General features: G+C 72.7%; 14 protein-coding genes. 8 read left to right on the forward strand and 6 right to left on the reverse strand.

The genetic code is table 11. From position 1 onward, the window contains the following. Positions 1-5: 5 nt before the first annotated feature. The gene (locus FXF60_RS05535) at positions 6-434 is read right to left on the reverse strand and encodes a pyridoxamine 5'-phosphate oxidase family protein (RefSeq protein ID WP_151524278.1); all 429 of its coding nucleotides are present in this window, start codon (positions 432-434) and stop codon (positions 6-8) included. 67 nt (positions 435-501) lie between these two features. On the opposite strand from FXF60_RS05535, the gene FXF60_RS05540 reads away from it, so the two are divergent. Then, positions 502-1125, forward strand: coding sequence for a class I SAM-dependent methyltransferase (locus FXF60_RS05540; RefSeq protein WP_151524280.1), 624 nt, complete (start codon positions 502-504; stop codon positions 1123-1125). A gap of 59 nt (positions 1126-1184) precedes the next feature. After that, positions 1185-1967, forward strand: a complete 783-nt coding sequence (locus FXF60_RS05545; protein ID WP_151524282.1) for an SDR family oxidoreductase — start codon at positions 1185-1187, stop codon at positions 1965-1967. Here the strand turns inward: FXF60_RS05545 and FXF60_RS05550 are convergent. Both FXF60_RS05550 and miaA read right to left on the reverse strand, forming a co-directional pair. Further along, positions 1946-3181 (reverse strand): cation:proton antiporter, encoded by a 1236-nt coding sequence (locus FXF60_RS05550; protein ID WP_238335720.1) that lies wholly within the window; start codon positions 3179-3181, stop codon positions 1946-1948. The genes FXF60_RS05545 and FXF60_RS05550 overlap by 22 nt on opposite strands. Before the next feature lie 5 nt (positions 3182-3186). Beyond that, positions 3187-4149: a tRNA (adenosine(37)-N6)-dimethylallyltransferase MiaA gene (gene miaA, locus FXF60_RS05555; RefSeq protein ID WP_151524286.1), complete on the reverse strand. Its 963-nt coding sequence runs from the start codon at positions 4147-4149 to the stop codon at positions 3187-3189. 58 nt (positions 4150-4207) lie between these two features. On the opposite strand from miaA, the gene FXF60_RS05560 reads away from it, so the two are divergent. Genes FXF60_RS05560 through FXF60_RS05580 form a run of 5 tightly spaced genes read left to right on the forward strand, consistent with a single transcriptional unit; the run spans position 4208 to position 9284 of the window. Then, a complete protein-coding gene (locus tag FXF60_RS05560; protein WP_151524288.1) occupies positions 4208-4558 on the forward strand; it encodes a DUF4282 domain-containing protein in 351 nt (116 codons plus the stop codon). A gap of 48 nt (positions 4559-4606) precedes the next feature. Then, entirely contained in the window at positions 4607-4855 is a 249-nt protein-coding gene (locus tag FXF60_RS05565) for a hypothetical protein (protein WP_151524290.1), read from the forward strand. Between the two features lie 20 nt (positions 4856-4875). Beyond that, entirely contained in the window at positions 4876-5727 is an 852-nt protein-coding gene (locus FXF60_RS05570; protein ID WP_151524292.1) for a pyruvate, water dikinase regulatory protein, read from the forward strand. A gap of 60 nt (positions 5728-5787) precedes the next feature. Continuing rightward, positions 5788-8475 (forward strand): pyruvate, phosphate dikinase, encoded by a 2688-nt coding sequence (ppdK, locus tag FXF60_RS05575; RefSeq protein ID WP_151524293.1) that lies wholly within the window; start codon positions 5788-5790, stop codon positions 8473-8475. 11 nt (positions 8476-8486) lie between these two features. Continuing rightward, the gene (locus FXF60_RS05580; RefSeq protein WP_151524295.1) at positions 8487-9284 is read left to right on the forward strand and encodes a (2Fe-2S)-binding protein; all 798 of its coding nucleotides are present in this window, start codon (positions 8487-8489) and stop codon (positions 9282-9284) included. Between the two features lie 29 nt (positions 9285-9313). On the opposite strand, the gene FXF60_RS05585 is transcribed toward FXF60_RS05580, so the two are convergent. Then, complete coding sequence (locus FXF60_RS05585) at positions 9314-10516, reverse strand: amidohydrolase (RefSeq protein ID WP_151524297.1); 1203 nt, start codon at positions 10514-10516, stop codon at positions 9314-9316. A gap of 391 nt (positions 10517-10907) precedes the next feature. On the opposite strand from FXF60_RS05585, the gene FXF60_RS05590 reads away from it, so the two are divergent. Next, complete coding sequence (locus FXF60_RS05590) at positions 10908-11156, forward strand: WhiB family transcriptional regulator (RefSeq protein WP_010148753.1); 249 nt, start codon at positions 10908-10910, stop codon at positions 11154-11156. A gap of 45 nt (positions 11157-11201) precedes the next feature. On the opposite strand, the gene FXF60_RS05595 is transcribed toward FXF60_RS05590, so the two are convergent. Beyond that, positions 11202-12704, reverse strand: coding sequence for a sensor histidine kinase (locus FXF60_RS05595; RefSeq protein WP_238335721.1), 1503 nt, complete (start codon positions 12702-12704; stop codon positions 11202-11204). 20 nt (positions 12705-12724) lie between these two features. Further along, the gene (locus FXF60_RS05600) at positions 12725-17536 is read right to left on the reverse strand and encodes an NAD-glutamate dehydrogenase (RefSeq protein WP_151524299.1); all 4812 of its coding nucleotides are present in this window, start codon (positions 17534-17536) and stop codon (positions 12725-12727) included. Positions 17537-17643 lie beyond the last annotated feature (107 nt).

Consider the following 17643-nt stretch of genomic DNA (forward strand, 5'->3'; position numbering starts at 1 on the left):
CCGGGTCACATCGTCAGGTCGGCGTAGCGGTAGCGCGTGGGCGTGAAGGTGAGCCGCTCCTCCGGCCCGAGGCTCTCCGCGGCGAACGCCAGGTAGCCCTCCAGCGCCTCGCCGCTCAGGTAGCGCGCGGCGATCGCCCGCGACTCCTTCGCCGTGGCCGGGGCCCGGTCGGTGAGCTCCAGGTCGACCGACACGAACCGGGTCCGCGGGCTGACGGTGTGGACCACGAGCGTCGCCGCTCCCGATGCGGCCAGCAGCCGGGCCTTGCGCGTCGTGGCGGACGTCACCAGCCACACCGCACCGTCCGGCTCCACGGCATACCAGAGCGGGGTCGCCGCGGGCGGGCCACCGTCGGCGGAGACCGCCAGCACCCCGACGTGCGGCTCGGCCAGGAACGCCCGCGCCGCCTCCTCGTCGAACGTCTCCTCATCCATGACCAGCACGCTAGCGGGGGCCACCGACAGGCCGTCCGGACCCGGCTCCGCGCCTAGACTGGCGTCGATGTCGACCGACCACTACTTCTCCGCGCAGCCGGCCTCCGACGACGACGTGCGGCAGCTGCGGGTCCGGCTGGCCGGCCAGGACGCCGAGGTCGTGACCGCAGCCGGCATCTTCTCCCCCGACGGGATCGACAAGGGCACCCGCGTGCTGCTCGACCACGCACCGGCCCCACCGTCCTCCGGCACCTTCCTCGACCTGGGCTGCGGGTGGGGGCCGCTGGCGCTCACCCTCGCGCGGGAGGCACCGGAGGCCTCGGTGCACGCCGTGGACGTCAACGAGCGCGCCCTCGACCTGGCCCGGCGCAACGCCGCCGCGCTGGGCTGCCGCGGGATCCGCGTCGACCGGCCGCAGGACGTCGACCCGGCCACCCGGTTCGACCTGATCTGGTCCAACCCCCCGATCCGGGTCGGCAAGCAGGCGCTGCACGAGCTGCTCCTCACCTGGCTGCCCCGGCTCGCCGAGCACGACGCCGCCGCGGCCTACCTCGTCGTGCAGAAGAACCTCGGTGCCGACTCGCTGCAGACCTGGCTCGAGGCCTCCTTGCCGCCGGCCGTCGGACCGGTCCGCGTCGACCGGGAGGCGAGCAGCAAGGGCTTCCGGGTGCTCCGGGTCGCCCGCGGCTGAGCCCGACCGCACGCGGGTCAGCAGGTGCGACCGGGGCACCGCCGTGGGACGCTCCCGGTATGCGCGTGCTCGTCACCGGGGCCGCGGGAGACGTGGGCTCCCGCGTGGCCGCCTCCCTGTCCGAGTCCGGGCACGAGGTGGTCCGGGCGTCCCGGCGCACCGGCGTCGACCTGGTCACCGGCGCGGGCCTGGACGCGGCGGTCGAGGGTGCGGACGCCGTCGTGCACGCCGCGAGCTCGGACCGGTCCCCGCGACAGGTGGAGGTCGACGGCCTGCGACGGCTGACCGGGACGATCCGGCGGTCCGGGCGGCCGGTGCACGTCGTCACGGTCTCCATCGTCGGCTGCGACCGCATCGCTTTCCCCTACTACCGGGTGAAGGCCGAGGCCGAGCGGGTGCTCGAGGCCTCCGGTGTGCCGGGGACCGTCGTGCGGGCCACCCAGTTCCACTCCCTGGCCGCTTATTTCGCCCAGCTCCTGCAGGTGCGCCGGCTCGCCTTCACGATCGGCTCGATGCGCATCCAACCGGTGGACGTGGAGTGGGTCGCCCAGCGCCTGGCCGGGCACGCCGTCGGCCCGGCACCGGAGGGCTTCCACCGCGCCCAGGACCTGGCCGGGCCGACCGTCTACGACCTGCACGACCTGACCCGGCTGCTCGCCGAGCACGCCGGCACCCCTGCCCCCCGCGTGCTGCGCATCCCACCGGTCCTGCCCGCCCTGCGCGACGTCTCGCAGGGACGCGTGCTCGCCGGCGTGGACGCGCTCACCGGCGGGCGGTCCTTCGAGGAGTGGCTGGCGCAGCAGCCGACCGTGCTGCCGCGTCAGCGCCGGGTCCCCGGCTGAGCTGTCCCGCGCCCCGGCGCCGGGCGCGCGAGGAAGGGGAACACCAGCACGGTGAGTGCACCGGCCGCGACGAGCACCGCCGCGATGTCCTCCGGCATGAGCTCACGTGACACGCCCAGCTCGGTCACCGCCACGATGATCGGGAGCCCGGTCGCGGCATACAACGCCAGCCGGCGCCGGTCGCCGGGACCGGTGAGGCCCGACCCCGTCCGGCTGAGACGCTCGCGCAGCCACACCACGCCGCCACGGATCACCAGGATCATCGCGACGAAGACGAGCAGCAGGACCGGTTGCTCGGCGACCGCGGCCACGTCGACGTTCATCCCGGAGGTCACGAAGAAGACCGGGATGAAGAAGCCGTAGGCGATCGCCTCCAGCCGCTCCTCGTAGCCCAGGAAGCCCTCCGGGCGGACGGCGCGGACGATGAAGCCGGCGGCGAAGGCGCCGAGGACGACGTCCAGCTCGAAGACGCTCGCCGCGGCCATGAGGGTCAGCAGCAACCAGAAGGTCACCCGCACCGCCGTCTGCGCCGTGGTGTCGACGCCTTCGACGAGGGCCGCCCGGATGCCCGGCACCCGCATGACCAGCCGGTGCGGCACCACCGCGACCACGGCGGCCACCAGGAAGAAGGCCAGCAGCACGAGTGCGGAGGCCCAGGTGGTGCGGGTGGACAGCAGCAGCGCCATCGCCATGATCGGCATCAGCTCACCGACCGCCCCGTGGGTGAGCACCGCGGTCCCCAGCGGTGAGTCCAGCTGGCCGCGGTCCTTGAGGATGGGCAGCAGCGCCCCCAGCGCGGTCGAGGTGACGGCGATCGCCAGCACGGCGGCGGCCGCGAAGGTCGCGTCCGGGATGAACGCCCAGGCCACGCCGAGCGCCAGCGCCAGGCACAGGATCCAGGTGAGGATGGCCTGCCTGCCCTGCTTGGCCCGGAGGGTCGCCGGGTCGATCTCGGTGCCGGCGAGCAGGAAGAGCAGCCCCAGGCCCAGCTCGCGCACGAGCTCCACACCGGGACCGATCTCGGCGAGCGCCAGCACGCTCGGACCCAGGAGGCACCCGAGCACCAGCAGCACCACGACGTCCGGTACCACACCCCGTGAGGCGCGCACCACGACGGGCGAGACCACGAGCGCGCACCCGATCCAGAACAGCGACAGCAGCGCGGCGTCCAGGGTCGTCGAGGAGGTCAGCACCGGGAGCGAGAGCAGGTCCACGCCGCTCATCCTCCCGCGCCGGCGACGACGTGACTCCCGACCAGGTCGAGGGCGCGCCGGAGCAGGTCCGGGTCGTCGTGCTCGAGCCAGACGATCCGGCCGTCCGGGCCGAACCACGACTGCTGCCGGCGCGCCAACCGGCGGGTCGCCGCGGCCGTGTCCTGGATCGCCGCACCCTCGTCCAGCTCGCCGTCCAGCTGGCGCAGGGCCTGGGCATACCCCACCGCGCGCGAGGCCGTCCTGCCCTCCCGCAGGCCGCGGCCGACGAGGTCGGCGACCTCGGCCGGCAGCCCGTCCGCCCACATCCGCCCGGCCCGTCGGCCGATCCGTGCGTCCAGCACCTCGCGGTCGGCCCGCAGGCCGATGAGCACCGTGGGCTGGAGCAGCTCCCGGGTCGGCAACGTGGCGCTGAACGGTCGCCCGGTCAGCTCGATCACCTCCAGCGCCCGCACGACCCGGCGGCCGTTGCGCGGCTCGATCCGGGCGGCTGCCTGGGGGTCACGCCCCACGAGGACGTCGTGCAGGGCCTCCGCGCCCCGCTCCTGCAGCTCCGCCTCCCAGCGGGCGCGCACCTGGGGGTCGGTGGGCGGGATCTCCAGCCGGTCCAGCAGGGCGCGGACGTAGAGACCGGAGCCGCCCACGACGACCGGCACCCGGCCCCGGGACCGGATCTGCGCCAGGTCGGCGCGCGCCGCGCCCTGGTATGCCGCCACGCTCGCCTCCTCCCGCACGTCCAGCACGTCCAGCTGGTGGTGCGGGACGCCCCGGCGTGCCGCCATGGTGAGCTTGGCCGTGCCGATGTCCATCCCGCGGTAGAGCTGCGAGGCGTCGGCGTTCACCACCTCACCGTCCAGCGCGAGCGCCAGCTCCACCCCGAGGTCCGACTTCCCCGTCGCCGTCGGTCCCACCACCGCGACCACCGGCACCCTGCCCGGAGGAACGGCCTCCCCACCCCGGCGCTCACGCATACCGCCAGTGTGGCAGCGGTGCGTGGCGAGGTCACGTCCGCCGCACTAGCGTGGGGCCATGACCTCCCAGCAGCCGCACGGCACCCCTGACCAGCCCGAGCGCACCACCCCCGGCGGGGGTCTCAAGGCGCTCTTCGACTTCAACTTCGACACCTTCGTCACCCCGAGCATCGTCAAGATCGTCTACGTCATCGCGACCGTGCTGGTCGCGATCATGACCCTGGGCATCGCGGTCACCGGCCTGACGACGATGTTCCAGGGTGGGGCGCCGGTCTTCCTCGGCCTGCTGCTCCTCGTCGCGTCCCCGATCATCGGCCTGGTGTATCTCGCCTTCGTCCGGATGAGCCTGGAGCTCTACTACGCGGTGATCCGGCTGTCCGAGGACGTGCACCACCGTGGCCGCCTCTGAGCTCTCCCCCGGTTGCCGCGTCGCCCGGCGCGGTGCAGGGTGAGCAGCATGAGCCAGCACCCGGACGACCAGCAGGAGCAGGGCACCTTCGTCGGCGGCAGCTTCGGCTCCGACGAGGAGCCGGACACGACCGAGCAGGTCGACGAGGACCAGGACGCCCCCCTCGCGGGCGCCGGTGAGGCCCCCGCCGAGGTGGAGGAGCAGGTGACCGAGCCGTCCGGCGAGGCGGACTTCGCCGTCGACGTGGAGGGGATCGCGACCGAGCAGGCGCCCGGCGACCGCAACGAGCCGGTCTGACGACGGCATACGCTCGGGCCATGGCGCACCCGATCGAGCTGCACATCATCGCCGACTCCACCGGGGACACGGCGGCCCGCGTGGCCCGGGCGGCCGCGGCGCAGTACCACGACCACGACATCCGGATCGTCCGTCACCCCCGTCAGTCCTCCTTGGACGGGGTGCACGACTCCTTCGCCCGGATGCGCCCGGACCAGGTGCGCACCGTCGTCTTCTCGACCGTGGTCGACGAAGGGCTGCGGCAGCGGGTCACCCAGCTGTGCGAGGAGCACGGGGTGCCGCACGCCGACCTGCTCGAGCCGGCCGTCACCGCGCTGTCCGCCATCACCGGGCAGGACCCGGAGCGGGTGGTCCGGCCGGTCGGGGTCGGCGAGGACTACTTCAAGCGGGTCGCCGCCATGGAGTTCGCGGTCGCCAACGACGACGGCAACCTCTCCAACCACCTGCGTGAGGCGGACATCGTCCTCATCGGGGTGAGCCGCACCGGCAAGACCCCGCTGTCGATGTACCTCGGCTACCTGGGCTATCGCACCGCCAACATCCCCCTGGTGCCGGGCATCGAGCCGCCGGCGCAGCTCTACGAGGTGCAGCGGTGGAAGATCGTCGGCCTGACCATCGACCCGGAGCGGCTGCAGCAGATCCGTGGCCGCCGGGTGCGCGCCATGGGCAGCGCCCAGAGCCACCGCGACGGCTACACCGACCTGGTCAAGATCTTCGACGAGCTGGACGAGGTCGCCCAGCTGCAGCGCAGCCTCGGCTGCCCCGTCATCGAGACCACGGACCTGGCGCTGGAGGAGGCGGCGGGGCGGGTCATCGAGGTCGTGCAGCGACGGCGCGAGGCGGCATCGGGCGGAGGCGGGTCAGCCCGGTAGGCTCCGCAGCAGCAGACCTCCGGGGCAGCGGCGCCCCGCCGAGACCGCGAGGAGACCGAGATGGCCGGGCAGGACCAAGGACAGAGCTACCTCTACGACATGTCCGAGGGGAGCGCCCAGATGCGCTCCCTGCTGGGCGGCAAGGGCGCCAACCTCGCCGAGATGAAGCGCCTGGGCATCCCGGTGCCGGACGGCTTCACCGTCAGCACCGCCGCCTGCATCGCCACCATGGAGTCCGGTGGGCAGTGGCCGGACGGGCTGTGGGACGACATCCTCGCCTCGCTCGCCCGGCTGGAGGAGCGGACCGGACGCACCCTCGGGGGCGCCGAGCAGCCGCTGCTGCTGTCGGTGCGCTCCGGCGCGGTGGTCTCGATGCCCGGGATGATGGACACCATCCTCAACCTCGGGATCGGCGACGACACCGTGGAGGCGCTGGGCGCCGAGGCGGACAACCCGCGCTTCGCCTGGGACTCCTACCGCCGCTTCCTGCAGATGTACGGCGAGGTCGTCGAGGGGGTCGCCCCGCACGCCTACGAGGACGAGCTGACCGCGCTCAAGGCCCGGCGCGGGGTCGAGCAGGACACCGAGCTGTCCACCGAGGACCTGCAGGAGCTGGTCTCCACCTTCAAGGACGTCTCCCGCCGCGAGCTCGGCCGCGACCTGCCGACCGACCCCCGGGACCAGCTGCGTGGAGCCGTCTCCGCCGTCTTCGACTCCTGGGACACGCCGCGCGCCCGCGTCTACCGCCGGGCCAACGACATCCCCGACGACCTCGGCACCGCCGTCAACGTGATGCAGATGGTCTTCGGCAACCGCGGCGACACCTCGGCCACCGGGGTCTGCTTCACCCGCAACCCCTCCACCGGCGGCAAGGAGCTCTACGGCGAGTTCCTGCTCAACGCCCAGGGCGAGGACGTCGTGGCCGGCATCCGCACCCCGAAGCCGCTCGGCGAGATGGAGCAGGTGCTGCCCGAGGCCTACACCCAGCTGCTGCAGACGATGCACGACCTCGAGGCGCACTACAAGGACATGCAGGACATCGAGTTCACCGTCGAGGACGGCACGCTCTACCTGCTGCAGACCCGCAACGGCAAGCGCACCGCCGCCGCCGCGCTGCGGGTGGCGCGCGACATGGTCGGCGAGGGCGTCCTGACCCAGGAGGAGGCGCTGGAGCGGGTCGAGCCCGGCCAGCTGGACCAGCTGCTCCACCCCGCCATCGACCCCGAGCACGGGCGGGAGCCGGTCACCAAGGGGCTGCCCGCCTCTCCCGGCGCCGCCGTCGGCGAGGTCGTCTTCGACGCCGACACGGCGGCGCAGCGGGGCGGGGCCGGCGAGCCGGTGGTGCTCGTGCGCTACGAGACGACGCCGGACGACATCCACGGCGTGATCGTCGCCCAGGGGGTGCTCACCGCCCACGGGGGTATGACCTCGCACGCCGCGGTGGTGGCGCGCGGCATGGGCAAGCCGTGCGTGGCCGGCGCGAGCGGGATCCGGATCAACACCGCGGAGAAGACGTTGACCGTGGGCGACCGGACCTTCCGCGAGGGCGACCAGATCACCCTGGACGGGTCCACCGGCGAGGTCTACGGCGAGGCGCTGGAGCTGGTGCCGCCCCAGATCAACGAGGACTTCGAGGCGATCGTCACCTGGGCGGACGAGGTGCGCCGCCTCGGGGTGCGCGCCAACGCCGACACCGGGGAGGACGCGGCGAAGGCCCGTGAGCTGGGGGCCGAGGGCATCGGCCTGTGCCGCACCGAGCACATGTTCATGGCCAGCGACCGGCTGCCCGCGGTCCGCCAGATGATCCTCGCCGAGACCGAGGAGGACCGCGCCTCGGCGCTGGAGACGATCCTGCCGATGCAGCAGGAGGACTTCGAGGCCATCTTCACCGCGATGAAGGGTCTGCCCGTCACGGTCCGGCTGCTGGACCCGCCGCTGCACGAGTTCCTGCCCGACCTCGTCGAGCAGTCGCTGCTGGTCCAGCGCCTGGAGCTCACCGACGGCGACGCCGACGAGCTGGCCACCGCCCGGACCCTGCTCGGTCAGGTCAAGCGCCTGCACGAGCAGAACCCCATGCTCGGGACCCGCGGGTGCCGCCTCGCCATGCTCTACCCCGAGATCCCGGAGATGCAGACCCGGGCGATCGTCCGGGCGGCGCTGGCCGTCCGCGAGCGCGAGGGCGAGACCGCCGGGGTGGAGATCATGATCCCGCTCGTCGCCTACGCCGCCGAGCTCAAGGCGCAGCGCGAGGTGGTGGAGCGGGCCGTCGCCGAGGAGCTGGAGGGTGCAGGCGCCGATCTCGACGTCACCGTCGGCACCATGATCGAGCTGCCCCGGGCGGCGGTGGTCGCGGACCAGATCGCCGAGCACGCCGACTTCTTCTCCTTCGGCACCAACGACCTCACCCAGACGGGCATCGGGATCTCCCGGGACGACGCCGAGGGCGGGTTCCTCGGCGCCTACGTCGCGGACGAGGTCATCCCGCACAACCCCTTCGAGTCGATCGACCGCGACGGGGTCGGCGGGCTGGTCCGGCTGGGGGCCGAGCGTGGACGCAGCACCAAGGCCGAGCTCAAGCTCGGCGTGTGCGGGGAGCACGGCGGCGACCCGGCCTCGATCGGGCTGTTCGAGGAGCTCGGGCTCAGCTACGTCTCCTGCTCGCCCTACCGCGTCCCGATCGCGCGCTTCGCCGCGGCCCGCGCCGTCCTGAGCCAGCGCGAAGGTGCCGAGGTCCGCACGGACGGCTGACGGCATACCGGATGAGCGCGCGCGCACCGGAGGGGTTGCTGCCGACGCTGGGTGACCTCGGCGGGTTCTTCGAGGTCACCGACCCGACCGTCCGCGACAGCGACGCGGTCGCCTGGACCGACGCGCTGGCACCGGACGCCCTCACCGCCCGGGTCGCGACCATCCGGGCCGCGCTCGGGCGGGCCACCGGGCAGACGGCCGAGGACGTGGACGTCCGGGTCGCCGTCTCGGCGCTGCAGGTCGGCCTCGCCTCGCGCCTGTGGTCGGTGGCCCTGGCCGGTGCCGTCCTGCACGACTGGGTCCCGGACCTCACCTCGGCCAACCTCGTGGCCAGCCCGGTGCACGCAGGTCGGGTGCCGCTGGGCCTGGTCGACCCCGGGGCCGGGTATGCCGTCACCGGCCTGCCCGAGATCACCGACCGGGTCGCGGGGACCGTGGTGGACGACAGCCTGGCGGCGCTGGAGGCCGCCTGCACGCAGGTCGGACGCACCTCGGCCCAGGTGCTGCGCTCCAACTCTGCCTCCAGCCTGGTCGGGGCGGCGCGGGTGCTCGCGGGGGCCAGACCCTCGTCCGGCCCCCGCGCGTGGGAGGTGGTGCGCCGCCTGCTCGAGGTGCCCGCACTGGCCCGGGGCGGCGGTGTGCGCGAGCGCTCGGGGCTGCCGGCCGGCACGGGCGGCGGGATGGAGCACCACGCCGAGGCGTTCCTGCGACGCGGGTGCTGCCTCTACGACCGGCTTCCCGGGCACGGGCTGTGCCCGGACTGCGTGCGCGCGGTGCGGCGCCCGGACCTGGTCACGCCCGGCCACTGAGGTCGCAGGACCGGGCGCCGGGCGAGGGCTCAGCGGGGCCGGACGGTGCCGGTGCGCTCCTCGGTGTCGTAGGAGTAGACCTCGACGCCGTCGATCCAGGTGCGCAGCACCCGCGACTGCAGGTCGAGCGGGTCGCCGGACCACCAGGCGAGGTCGGCGTCCTTGCCCACCTCGAGCGACCCGACCCGCTCCTCGACACCCAGCACCCTGGCCGGGTTGATCGTCACCGCCCGCAGCGCGGCGTCGCGGTCCATGCCCTCCCGGACCGCCAGGGCGACCTGGGTGACCAGGTGGTCGATCGGCACGACGGGGTGGTCGGTGATGATCGAGACCTCCACGCCGGCGCGGTCCAGGATCCCCGGAGCCTTCGGGGTCCGGCCCCGCACCTCGACCTTGGAGCGGCTGACGATCATCGGGCCGTAGAGGACCGGGACCTCGTGCTCGGCGACGAGATCGGCCAGCAGGTAGGCCTCGGTCCCGTGGTCCAGCACCAGGCGGTAGCCGAACTCCTCGGAGAGCCGGATCGCCGTGGCGATGTCGTCGGCCCGGTGGCAGTGCTGCCTCCAGGGGATCTCCCGCTCGAGGACCTGCACGAGGATCTCGCTGACCAGGTCGGTGTCGACCGGTGAGTCGGAGGCGGCCTGCTTGGCCTGGTAGCTGCGCGCCGCGGCGAAGGCCTTGCGCAGCACGAGGGCGACCCCGAGCCGGGTCGAGGGCGTCTTCTGCTGGTCCCCGTAGACCCGCTTCGGGTTCTCCCCCAGCGCCGCCTTCACCCCGGAGGGGTTGCGCAGCACCATCTCGTCGACGTAGCGGCCGTAGGTCTTCAGCGCCACCGCCTGACCACCGATCGGGTTGGCCGACCCGGGGTTGACGTTGACCGTGGTCACACCGGCGCCGAGCGCGTCGTCGAAGCCCTGCTCCCGCGGGTTGATGGCGTCGATCGCCCGGGCCGCGGCCATCACCGGGTCGGTCGCCTCGTTGCCGTCGACACCGGCCCAGCCCTCCCCCTCCTCCCAGACGCCCAGGTGGACGTGGGCGTCGATGAGCCCTGGCAGGACCCACCCACCGGCGGCATCGACCACGTCGACCCCCTCCGGGACCTCCACCTCGCCGCGGGGTCCCACCGCGGCGATCTTGCCGTCCTGGACCAGCACGGTCCCGTCCTCGATGATCTCGCCGACGACCGGCACGACACGGGCACCGACGACGGCCAGGGTGGTGCTGCTGCTCACGGTGGGGGCTCCTTGCGGTTGTGGTTCTCGGGTGTCTGCCACCCTACGCAGGGGGCCCGTCCGCCGGTGCTGCGCCCCGGCTCCGGACCTGCTCCGGGCGCCGCGGGCAGGCGTGCAGCGCGTGACCAGTGTGATTGACGCCTCACCGGAATCGCCCGGCTGTCGCGCCAGAACCCTTGTGCTACGGCGTGTCGCGATGGGAGGATGGGGAATAGTGAGCCTGGCCCTGGCGTTGGCACAGGCAGTGATGGCGGTCCCGACCCCCCGACCCTGGCACCGCCCACGTAGACGGAACAACGAGGTGTCGTCGCCCGCCGGTACACCCCCTGGTTCCGGAGTGGGCGACGGCCAGAGGATGCCCAGACGGGCTCAGACATAGGAGCAGACACTGATGGACTGGCGCAACCGCGCGGCGTGCCTGGAGGAAGACCCCGAGCTCTTCTTCCCGATCGGCAACACCGGCCCGGCGCTGCAGCAGATCGAGGAGGCCAAGGCCGTCTGCCGCACCTGCCCGGTGATCGACACCTGCCTCAAGTGGGCCCTCGAGACCGGCCAGGACGCAGGTGTGTGGGGCGGGCTCTCGGAGGACGAGCGCCGCGCCCTGAAGCGACGCAAGGCGCGCGCACGGCGCGCCAGCTGACGAGACCGCTGTCGAGCTCTCCGCCACCGGAGGAGGCCGTGACCCTCAGCCGGTGGCGGAGCCACGAAGCCGCACGGTGAACCGCACGACGGTCCCGTGCGGCTTCGTCGTCTCCCAGGAGATCTGACCCCGGAGGTCGGTGATCAGGGCCTCCACGATCTGCGTCCCCAGGCCCTGCCGGTCCGACGTGGCGGGGGCATACCCGCTGCCGTTGTCGGTCACCGACACCTCCAGCAGGTCGACCTCGGCCTCGTCGTCCCGTGCCCGCCGGGCCGCCACCACGACCCTCGCGGCCTCGCCCCCGGACCCACCCTCCTCGAAGCCGTGCTCCACCGCGTTGTGCACGAGCTCGGCCAGGACCATCGCCAGGTGCGTGGCGTCGTCCGGCGGCAGCCAGCCGAAGGATCCCTCCACCGCGGTCGCCACGACGGCCTGCGTGGAGGCGACCTCGACGGTCGCCCGCAGGATCCGGGCGGCGACGTCGTCGAAGTCGACCCGTTCGGAGAACCCCTGGCTCAGGGTGTCGTGCACCAGCGCCACCGTCGAGAGGCGCCGCCCGGCCTCGGCGAGAGCCTCCTGGGCCTTCGGGTCGTCCAGCCGACGGGACTGCAGACGCAGCAGTGCCGCCACCGTCTGCAGGTTGTTCTTGACCCGGTGGTGGATCTCCCGGATCGTGGCCTCCTTGCTCAGCAGCTCACGCTCGCGGCGGCGGATCTCGCTCACGTCGCGCAGCAGCAGCAGGGCACCGACCCGCTCACCCCCACGGGTCAACGGGACCGAGCGCATGGTGAGGTTCATCCGGCCGGTCTCGATCTCGGTCCCCCACGGCGCCCGACCGGTGAGCACGAGGGGCACCGTCTCGTCCACGGTGGACCCCTGCGCGATGCGGGAGGCGACGATCTGCGCGAGGTCCGCGCCGTTGACGTGGTCGGTGTGCCCGAGCCGGCGCAACGCGGACACGGCGTTCGGGCTGGCGTAGTCGATGATGCCCTCGGCGGTCAGCCGCAGCACCCCGTCGCCGACGCGGGGCGTCCCCCGCCCGACGCCGGTCGCGACGTGGTCCATCGGGAAGGCACCCTCGGCGATCATCGAGAACAGCTGCTGGCTGATCTGGAGGTAGTTCACCTCCAGCCCACCCTGCTGGCGCATGTTCTGCACGTCGGTGTGCCGCACCAGCACCGCGATCGGTCGGCCGGTGCGGACCACGGGGACGTACTGCTCCCGCACGAAGCCGATCTCGTCCGGCGTCGTCGAGCGGCCGGTCTCCATCACCTGGCTCAGCAGGCGTGCCCGCTCCGCCCCGGGCGTCTCGCCGATGACGTCGTCGTGGTAGAAGTTCGGGCCGGTCGACGGTCGCGCGTGCGCCGCGAGGAACCACGGCGAGACGTGCGGGTCGGCCTCGTCGTCCCGCTGCACCGGCAGCCACAGCGTGAGGTCGGCGAAGGCCAGGTCGGCCACCATCTGCCAGTCGCCCACCAGACGGTGCAACCAGTCGATGTCCGCGCCGGACATCGAGGAGCGCGACAGCGTGTCCCGGAGTGCAACCACACCCCGATTGTGGCAAACCCCTAGTCGGCGGACCCCTGCCGGACCAGACCACGCAGCGTGCGCAGGGCGACCGAGAGCGGAGCCAGGTCCGGCTCGCTCATCCCGCTGACCGTGCGCAGCACCTGGCTGGTGCGGACCAGGGCGTCGCGGTTCTCACCCATCCAGTCCCGCACCCGGGCCAGCGAGTCCGCCTCGTCGGCGGCCTCCCCGGCGGAGTCGGTGCGCTCGACCACGGTGCGGGTCAGACCACGCATGACGCCGTAGAGGTCGTCCCGCAGCGCGCCGCGGGCCAGCGAGGACCACCGGTCCTCCCGGGGCAGGTGCGACACGTGCGTGAGCAGGTCGTCGATCCGGAACGCCTCGGACACCCCGAAGTAGACCTCGGCGACCTCGTCCACGTCGCGGTCGATCTCGCCCGCGAGCTCGGCGACGTCCAGCAGCGAGTAGCTGTCCAGCAGCGAGGCGTAGAGCTCGGCGAGGTCCTCCGGTATGCCCTGGTCCCGGGCCCACTGGGCACGCTGGGCCCACCGCTCGCGCTCGTCCCCCTGCAGCAGCTCCCCCAGCTTCGGGACGAGCGACTGGACCGGGGAGGCGAAGCGCTCGATCTCCTCGTCCATCCCGGTCGAGAGCGACCGGTTGTTGAGGAACCAGCGGGTGGCCCGGTCCAGCAGCCGACGGACCTCGAGCAGGAGCTCGGTCTGCGCCTCGGTCGGCACCTGGTTGTCCAGCGCCTCGACCGCTGCGGTGAAGTCGCCCAGCGCGAAGACCGAGCGGACCACGTGGAAGGCCCGGGTGATCTGCGCGATGGTCGCACCGGTCTCCTCGACCGCGCGGAAGGCGAAGGACACCCCGCCCCGGTTGATCATGGCGTTGGCGATCTCGTTGACGACGATCTGCCGCCGCAGCGGGTGCTCCAGGATCTGCTCCTCGGCGCGCTCGCGCAGCGGCTCGGGGAAGTAGTGCAGCAGGCTGGTCAGCAGGGCCGGGTCGTCCGGGAGCTCGGTCTCGATCAGCTCCTGCTTCAGGGCCAGCTTGGAGTAGGCGACGAGCACCGAGAACTCCGGGCTGGTGAGGCCGACCCCGGCCTTCTCCCGCTCGTCCCACTCGGCGTCGTCGGGGAGGAACTCCAGCTCGGGCTCCAGACCGGCGTGCTCGCCCAGGTAGCGGATCAGCCGCTGGTGCACCGTGGCCATCACGCCCCGCTGGTGCCGCCCGTTGCCGATGAGCACGTTCTGGTCGTAGTTGTGCCGGAGCACCTTCTCGGCGACCTCGTCGGTCATCGAGGCCAGCAGCTCGTCCCGGTCCTCGAGCGAGAGCTGGCCGCCCTGCACCAACGGGGTCAGGGCGATCTTGATGTTCACCTCGTGGTCGGAGGTGTCCACGCCGGCCGAGTTGTCGATCGCGTCGGTGTTGACGTGCACGCCGGTGGTCGCCGCCTCGATGCGGCCCCGCTGGGACAGGCCCAAGTTGCCGCCCTCGCCCACGACGCGGACGCGCAGGTCCCGGCCGTCGACCCGGATCGGGTCGTTGGCCCGGTCACCGACCTGGGCGTCGGTCTCGGTCGAGGCCTTGACGTAGGTCCCGATGCCGCCGTTCCAGAGCAGGTCCACCGGGGCGGAGAGGATGGCGCGCAGCAGCTCCTGCGGGGTCATCGCCTGGGCGTCGGACTCGATGCCGAGCCGCTCCCGCACCTGCGCGGTGATCGGGATGGACTTCTTCGTGCGCGGGTAGACGCCGCCTCCCTCGCTGATGAGCGAGGTGTCGTAGTCCTCCCAGCTGGAGCGGGGCAGGTCGAACAGGCGCTGCCGCTCGGCGAAGGAGGTGGCCGCGTCGGGGTCCGGGTCCAGGAAGATGTGTCGGTGGTCGAAGGCGGCGACCAGCCGGATGTGCTCGGAGAGGAGCATGCCGTTGCCGAAGACGTCGCCGCTCATGTCACCGACGCCGACGACCGTGAACTCCTCGCTCTGGGTGTCCAGGCCGAGCTCGCGGAAGTGCCGCTTGACCGACTCCCAGGCCCCTCGGGCGGTGATGCCCATCCCCTTGTGGTCGTAGCCCGCGGACCCGCCGGAGGCGAAGGCGTCGTCGAGCCAGAAGCCGTAGCCCCGCGCCACCCCGTTGGCGATGTCGGAGAAGGTCGCGGTGCCCTTGTCGGCGGCGACCACCAGGTAGGGGTCGTCCCCGTCGTGCCGGACCACCCGCTCCGGCGGGTGGACGTCGCCGTCGACCCGGTTGTCGGTGACGTCCAGCATGCCGCTGATGAAGGTCCGGTATGCCGCCTTGCCCTCCTCCATCCAGGCCTCGCGGTCCAGCGCCGGGTCCGGGAGCTGCTTGGGGAAGAAGGCCCCCTTGGACCCGGTGGGCACGATGACGGCGTTCTTGACCATCTGCGCCTTCACCAGCCCGAGCACCTCGGTCCGGAAGTCCTCGCGCCGGTCGCTCCAGCGCAGCCCACCCCGGGCCACCGGCCCGAAGCGGAGGTGGCTGCCCTCGACGCGCGGGGCATACACCCAGATCTCGAAGGCGGGCCGCGGCTCGGGCAGCAGGTCCAGCTCGCGCGGCAGCAGCTTGAGGCTCACCCACGCCTTCGGCTCGCCGTCCTCGTCGCGCTGGTAGTAGTTGGTCCGCAGGGTGGCCTGCACCACCGCCGCGAGACCGCGCAGGATGCGGTCCTGGTCCAGGCTGGCCACCTCGTCCAGGGCGCGGGTCAGCTCCTCGCCCACCTCGTCGGTCCGCTCCTGCCGGGCCTGGTCGTCCCCCTCGGCCTCCGGGTCGAAGCGCGCCTCGAAGAGCGCGATCAGCAGCCGGGCGATCTCCGGGTTGCTGACCAGGGCCTCCTCGAGATAGTCGAGGCTGAAGGTCCCCACCTGCCGCAGGTAGCGGACGAGGGTGCGCAGGATGACCACGCGACGCCAGTCCAGGCCGGCGGTCAGGACCAGCGAGTTCAGGGTGTCGGACTCGCTGGCGCCGCCCCACACCGCGGTGAAGGCGTCCTCGAAGGCGGCGGCCACCTCCTCCTCGGTGCGGTGCTCCCCGCCGGTCCAGACCGACTCGTGCGGTGCCCGCAGGCCGAAGTCGTAGATGAAGTCCGGTGAGCCGTCCTCGCCGCTGCCCACGAGCTCGTAAGGCCGCTGGACCGTCACCTCCAGCCCCAGGTCGGCGAAGACCGGCAGCACGTGGGTGAGGGACATCTCCTGCGACCGGTAGACCTTGAGCCGCCGCTCCGTCGCGGCCTCGCCCTCCGCCTGGTAGACGTGCGGCCGCGCCGAGGCGGCGCTGCCGTGCAGCTCGCCCAGCCGCTGCAGGTCGAAGTAGGCGGCCTCCCCGTCGAAGTCCTCCTTGTAGGCCTCGGGGAAGGCGTGGGCGAACCGGGCGACGACGTCACCGGTCGCCCCCTCGTCGTCGACGTGCGCCGCGACGGCGTCGGACAGACCCTCCACCCAGGTCTGGGTGACCGACGCCAGCCGCTGCTGGAGCTCAGCGGTGTCCACCGTCGGCAGCTCGGCGTCGCGCGGCACCGTGATGACGAAGTGCAGCTGCGCCAGCGGACTGTCCCCGACCCGGGTCGCGTAGTCCGCCAGCTCGCCGCCGTAGGTCTCCTCGAGCAGCCGCTGCACGCGGAGCCGGTTGGCCGTGTTGTACCGGTCCCGCGGGAGGTAGACCAGGGCGCTGACGAAGCGGCCGAACTCGTCCGGCCGGACGTAGACCTTGGCGGAGGGCCGCTCCAGCAGCCGCACCACGTCGCCCGCCGTCTGCGCCAGGTGCTCCACCGGTGCCTGGAACAGCTCGTCGCGCGGGTAGGCCTCGAGGATGCTCAGCAGGTCCTTGCCGGAGTGGCTGTCCGGCGCGAAGCCGGACTCGGCCACGACCTGCTTCACCTTGGCGCCGACGATGGGCAGCCGCTGGGTCGACTCGGCGTAGGCGCTCTGCGTGAACAGCCCGAGGAACCGGTGCTCCCCCACGACCGCACCCTTGTCGTCGAACCGCCGGATCCCGATGTAGTCCAGCGGCACCGACCGGTGCACCGTGGCCCGGGTGTTCGCCTTGGTGACCGTGAGCAGCTGCGGGTCGCGCGCCGTGCGTGCCGCCTCGGTGCGCAGCACGGTGGGCGGGGCATCCTCACCCTCGTCGCGCAGGATGCCCAGCCCGCTGCCGGGCACCGCCTGCAGGGCCAGGCCGTCGTCGGTGTCGAGCAGGTCGTAGCTCCGGTAGCCCAGGTAGGTGAAGTGGTGGTCGTCGATCCAGCTGAGGAAGTCCACGACCGGCTGGACCTCGTCCTGGGGGACGGTCTTCGGCGGCCCGATCTCGAGCTCGGCGACGATGGCCCGCACCCGCTGCCGCATGGTGCCCCAGTCCGCGCAGGCCCGCCGCACGTCGGCCAGCACCCGCTCGAGATCCTGCTGCAGGGTGTCCCTGGCCTGCTCGTCCGGGATCCGGTCCACCTCGACATAGATCCAGGACTCGATGCGCTGCCCGTCGCCGATGTCCTGGGTGTCCACGTGCTGGACCTGCCCGGTGGACTCGTCCACCACGAGCTGCGGGTGCAGCAGCTGGTGCACCCCGAGCCGGTGCCGGCTCACCTCGCCGAGGACGGAGTCGACCAGGAACGGCATGTCGTCGGTGACGACCTGCACGACCGTCTGCCGGCTCGTCCAGCCGTCGTCCTCGACCGTGGGGTTGAGGATCCGCACCGCGGCACTGCCCTCGGGTCGCTCGTCGGACAGCCGCGCCATGGACGACGCCATCGCCGCTCGTTGCTCCTCGTCGCGCCCGGCCAGCTCGGCCGGGGCCAGGTGGTGGAAGAACCTGTCGGTGAGCATGTCGGTGGACGTCATCGGGCTCGTCTGCTCCTCGGGTCGCGTGGCGTTACCGCTGGCGCACCGCGGCGTGCGCCACTGGTCAGGGTACTCGCCTGGGGATGAAGTCTGCACGGGACCGGGGA

Source organism: Serinicoccus kebangsaanensis, from assembly GCF_008919445.1.
Taxonomy (GTDB): Bacteria; Actinomycetota; Actinomycetes; order Actinomycetales; family Dermatophilaceae; genus Ornithinicoccus; species Ornithinicoccus kebangsaanensis.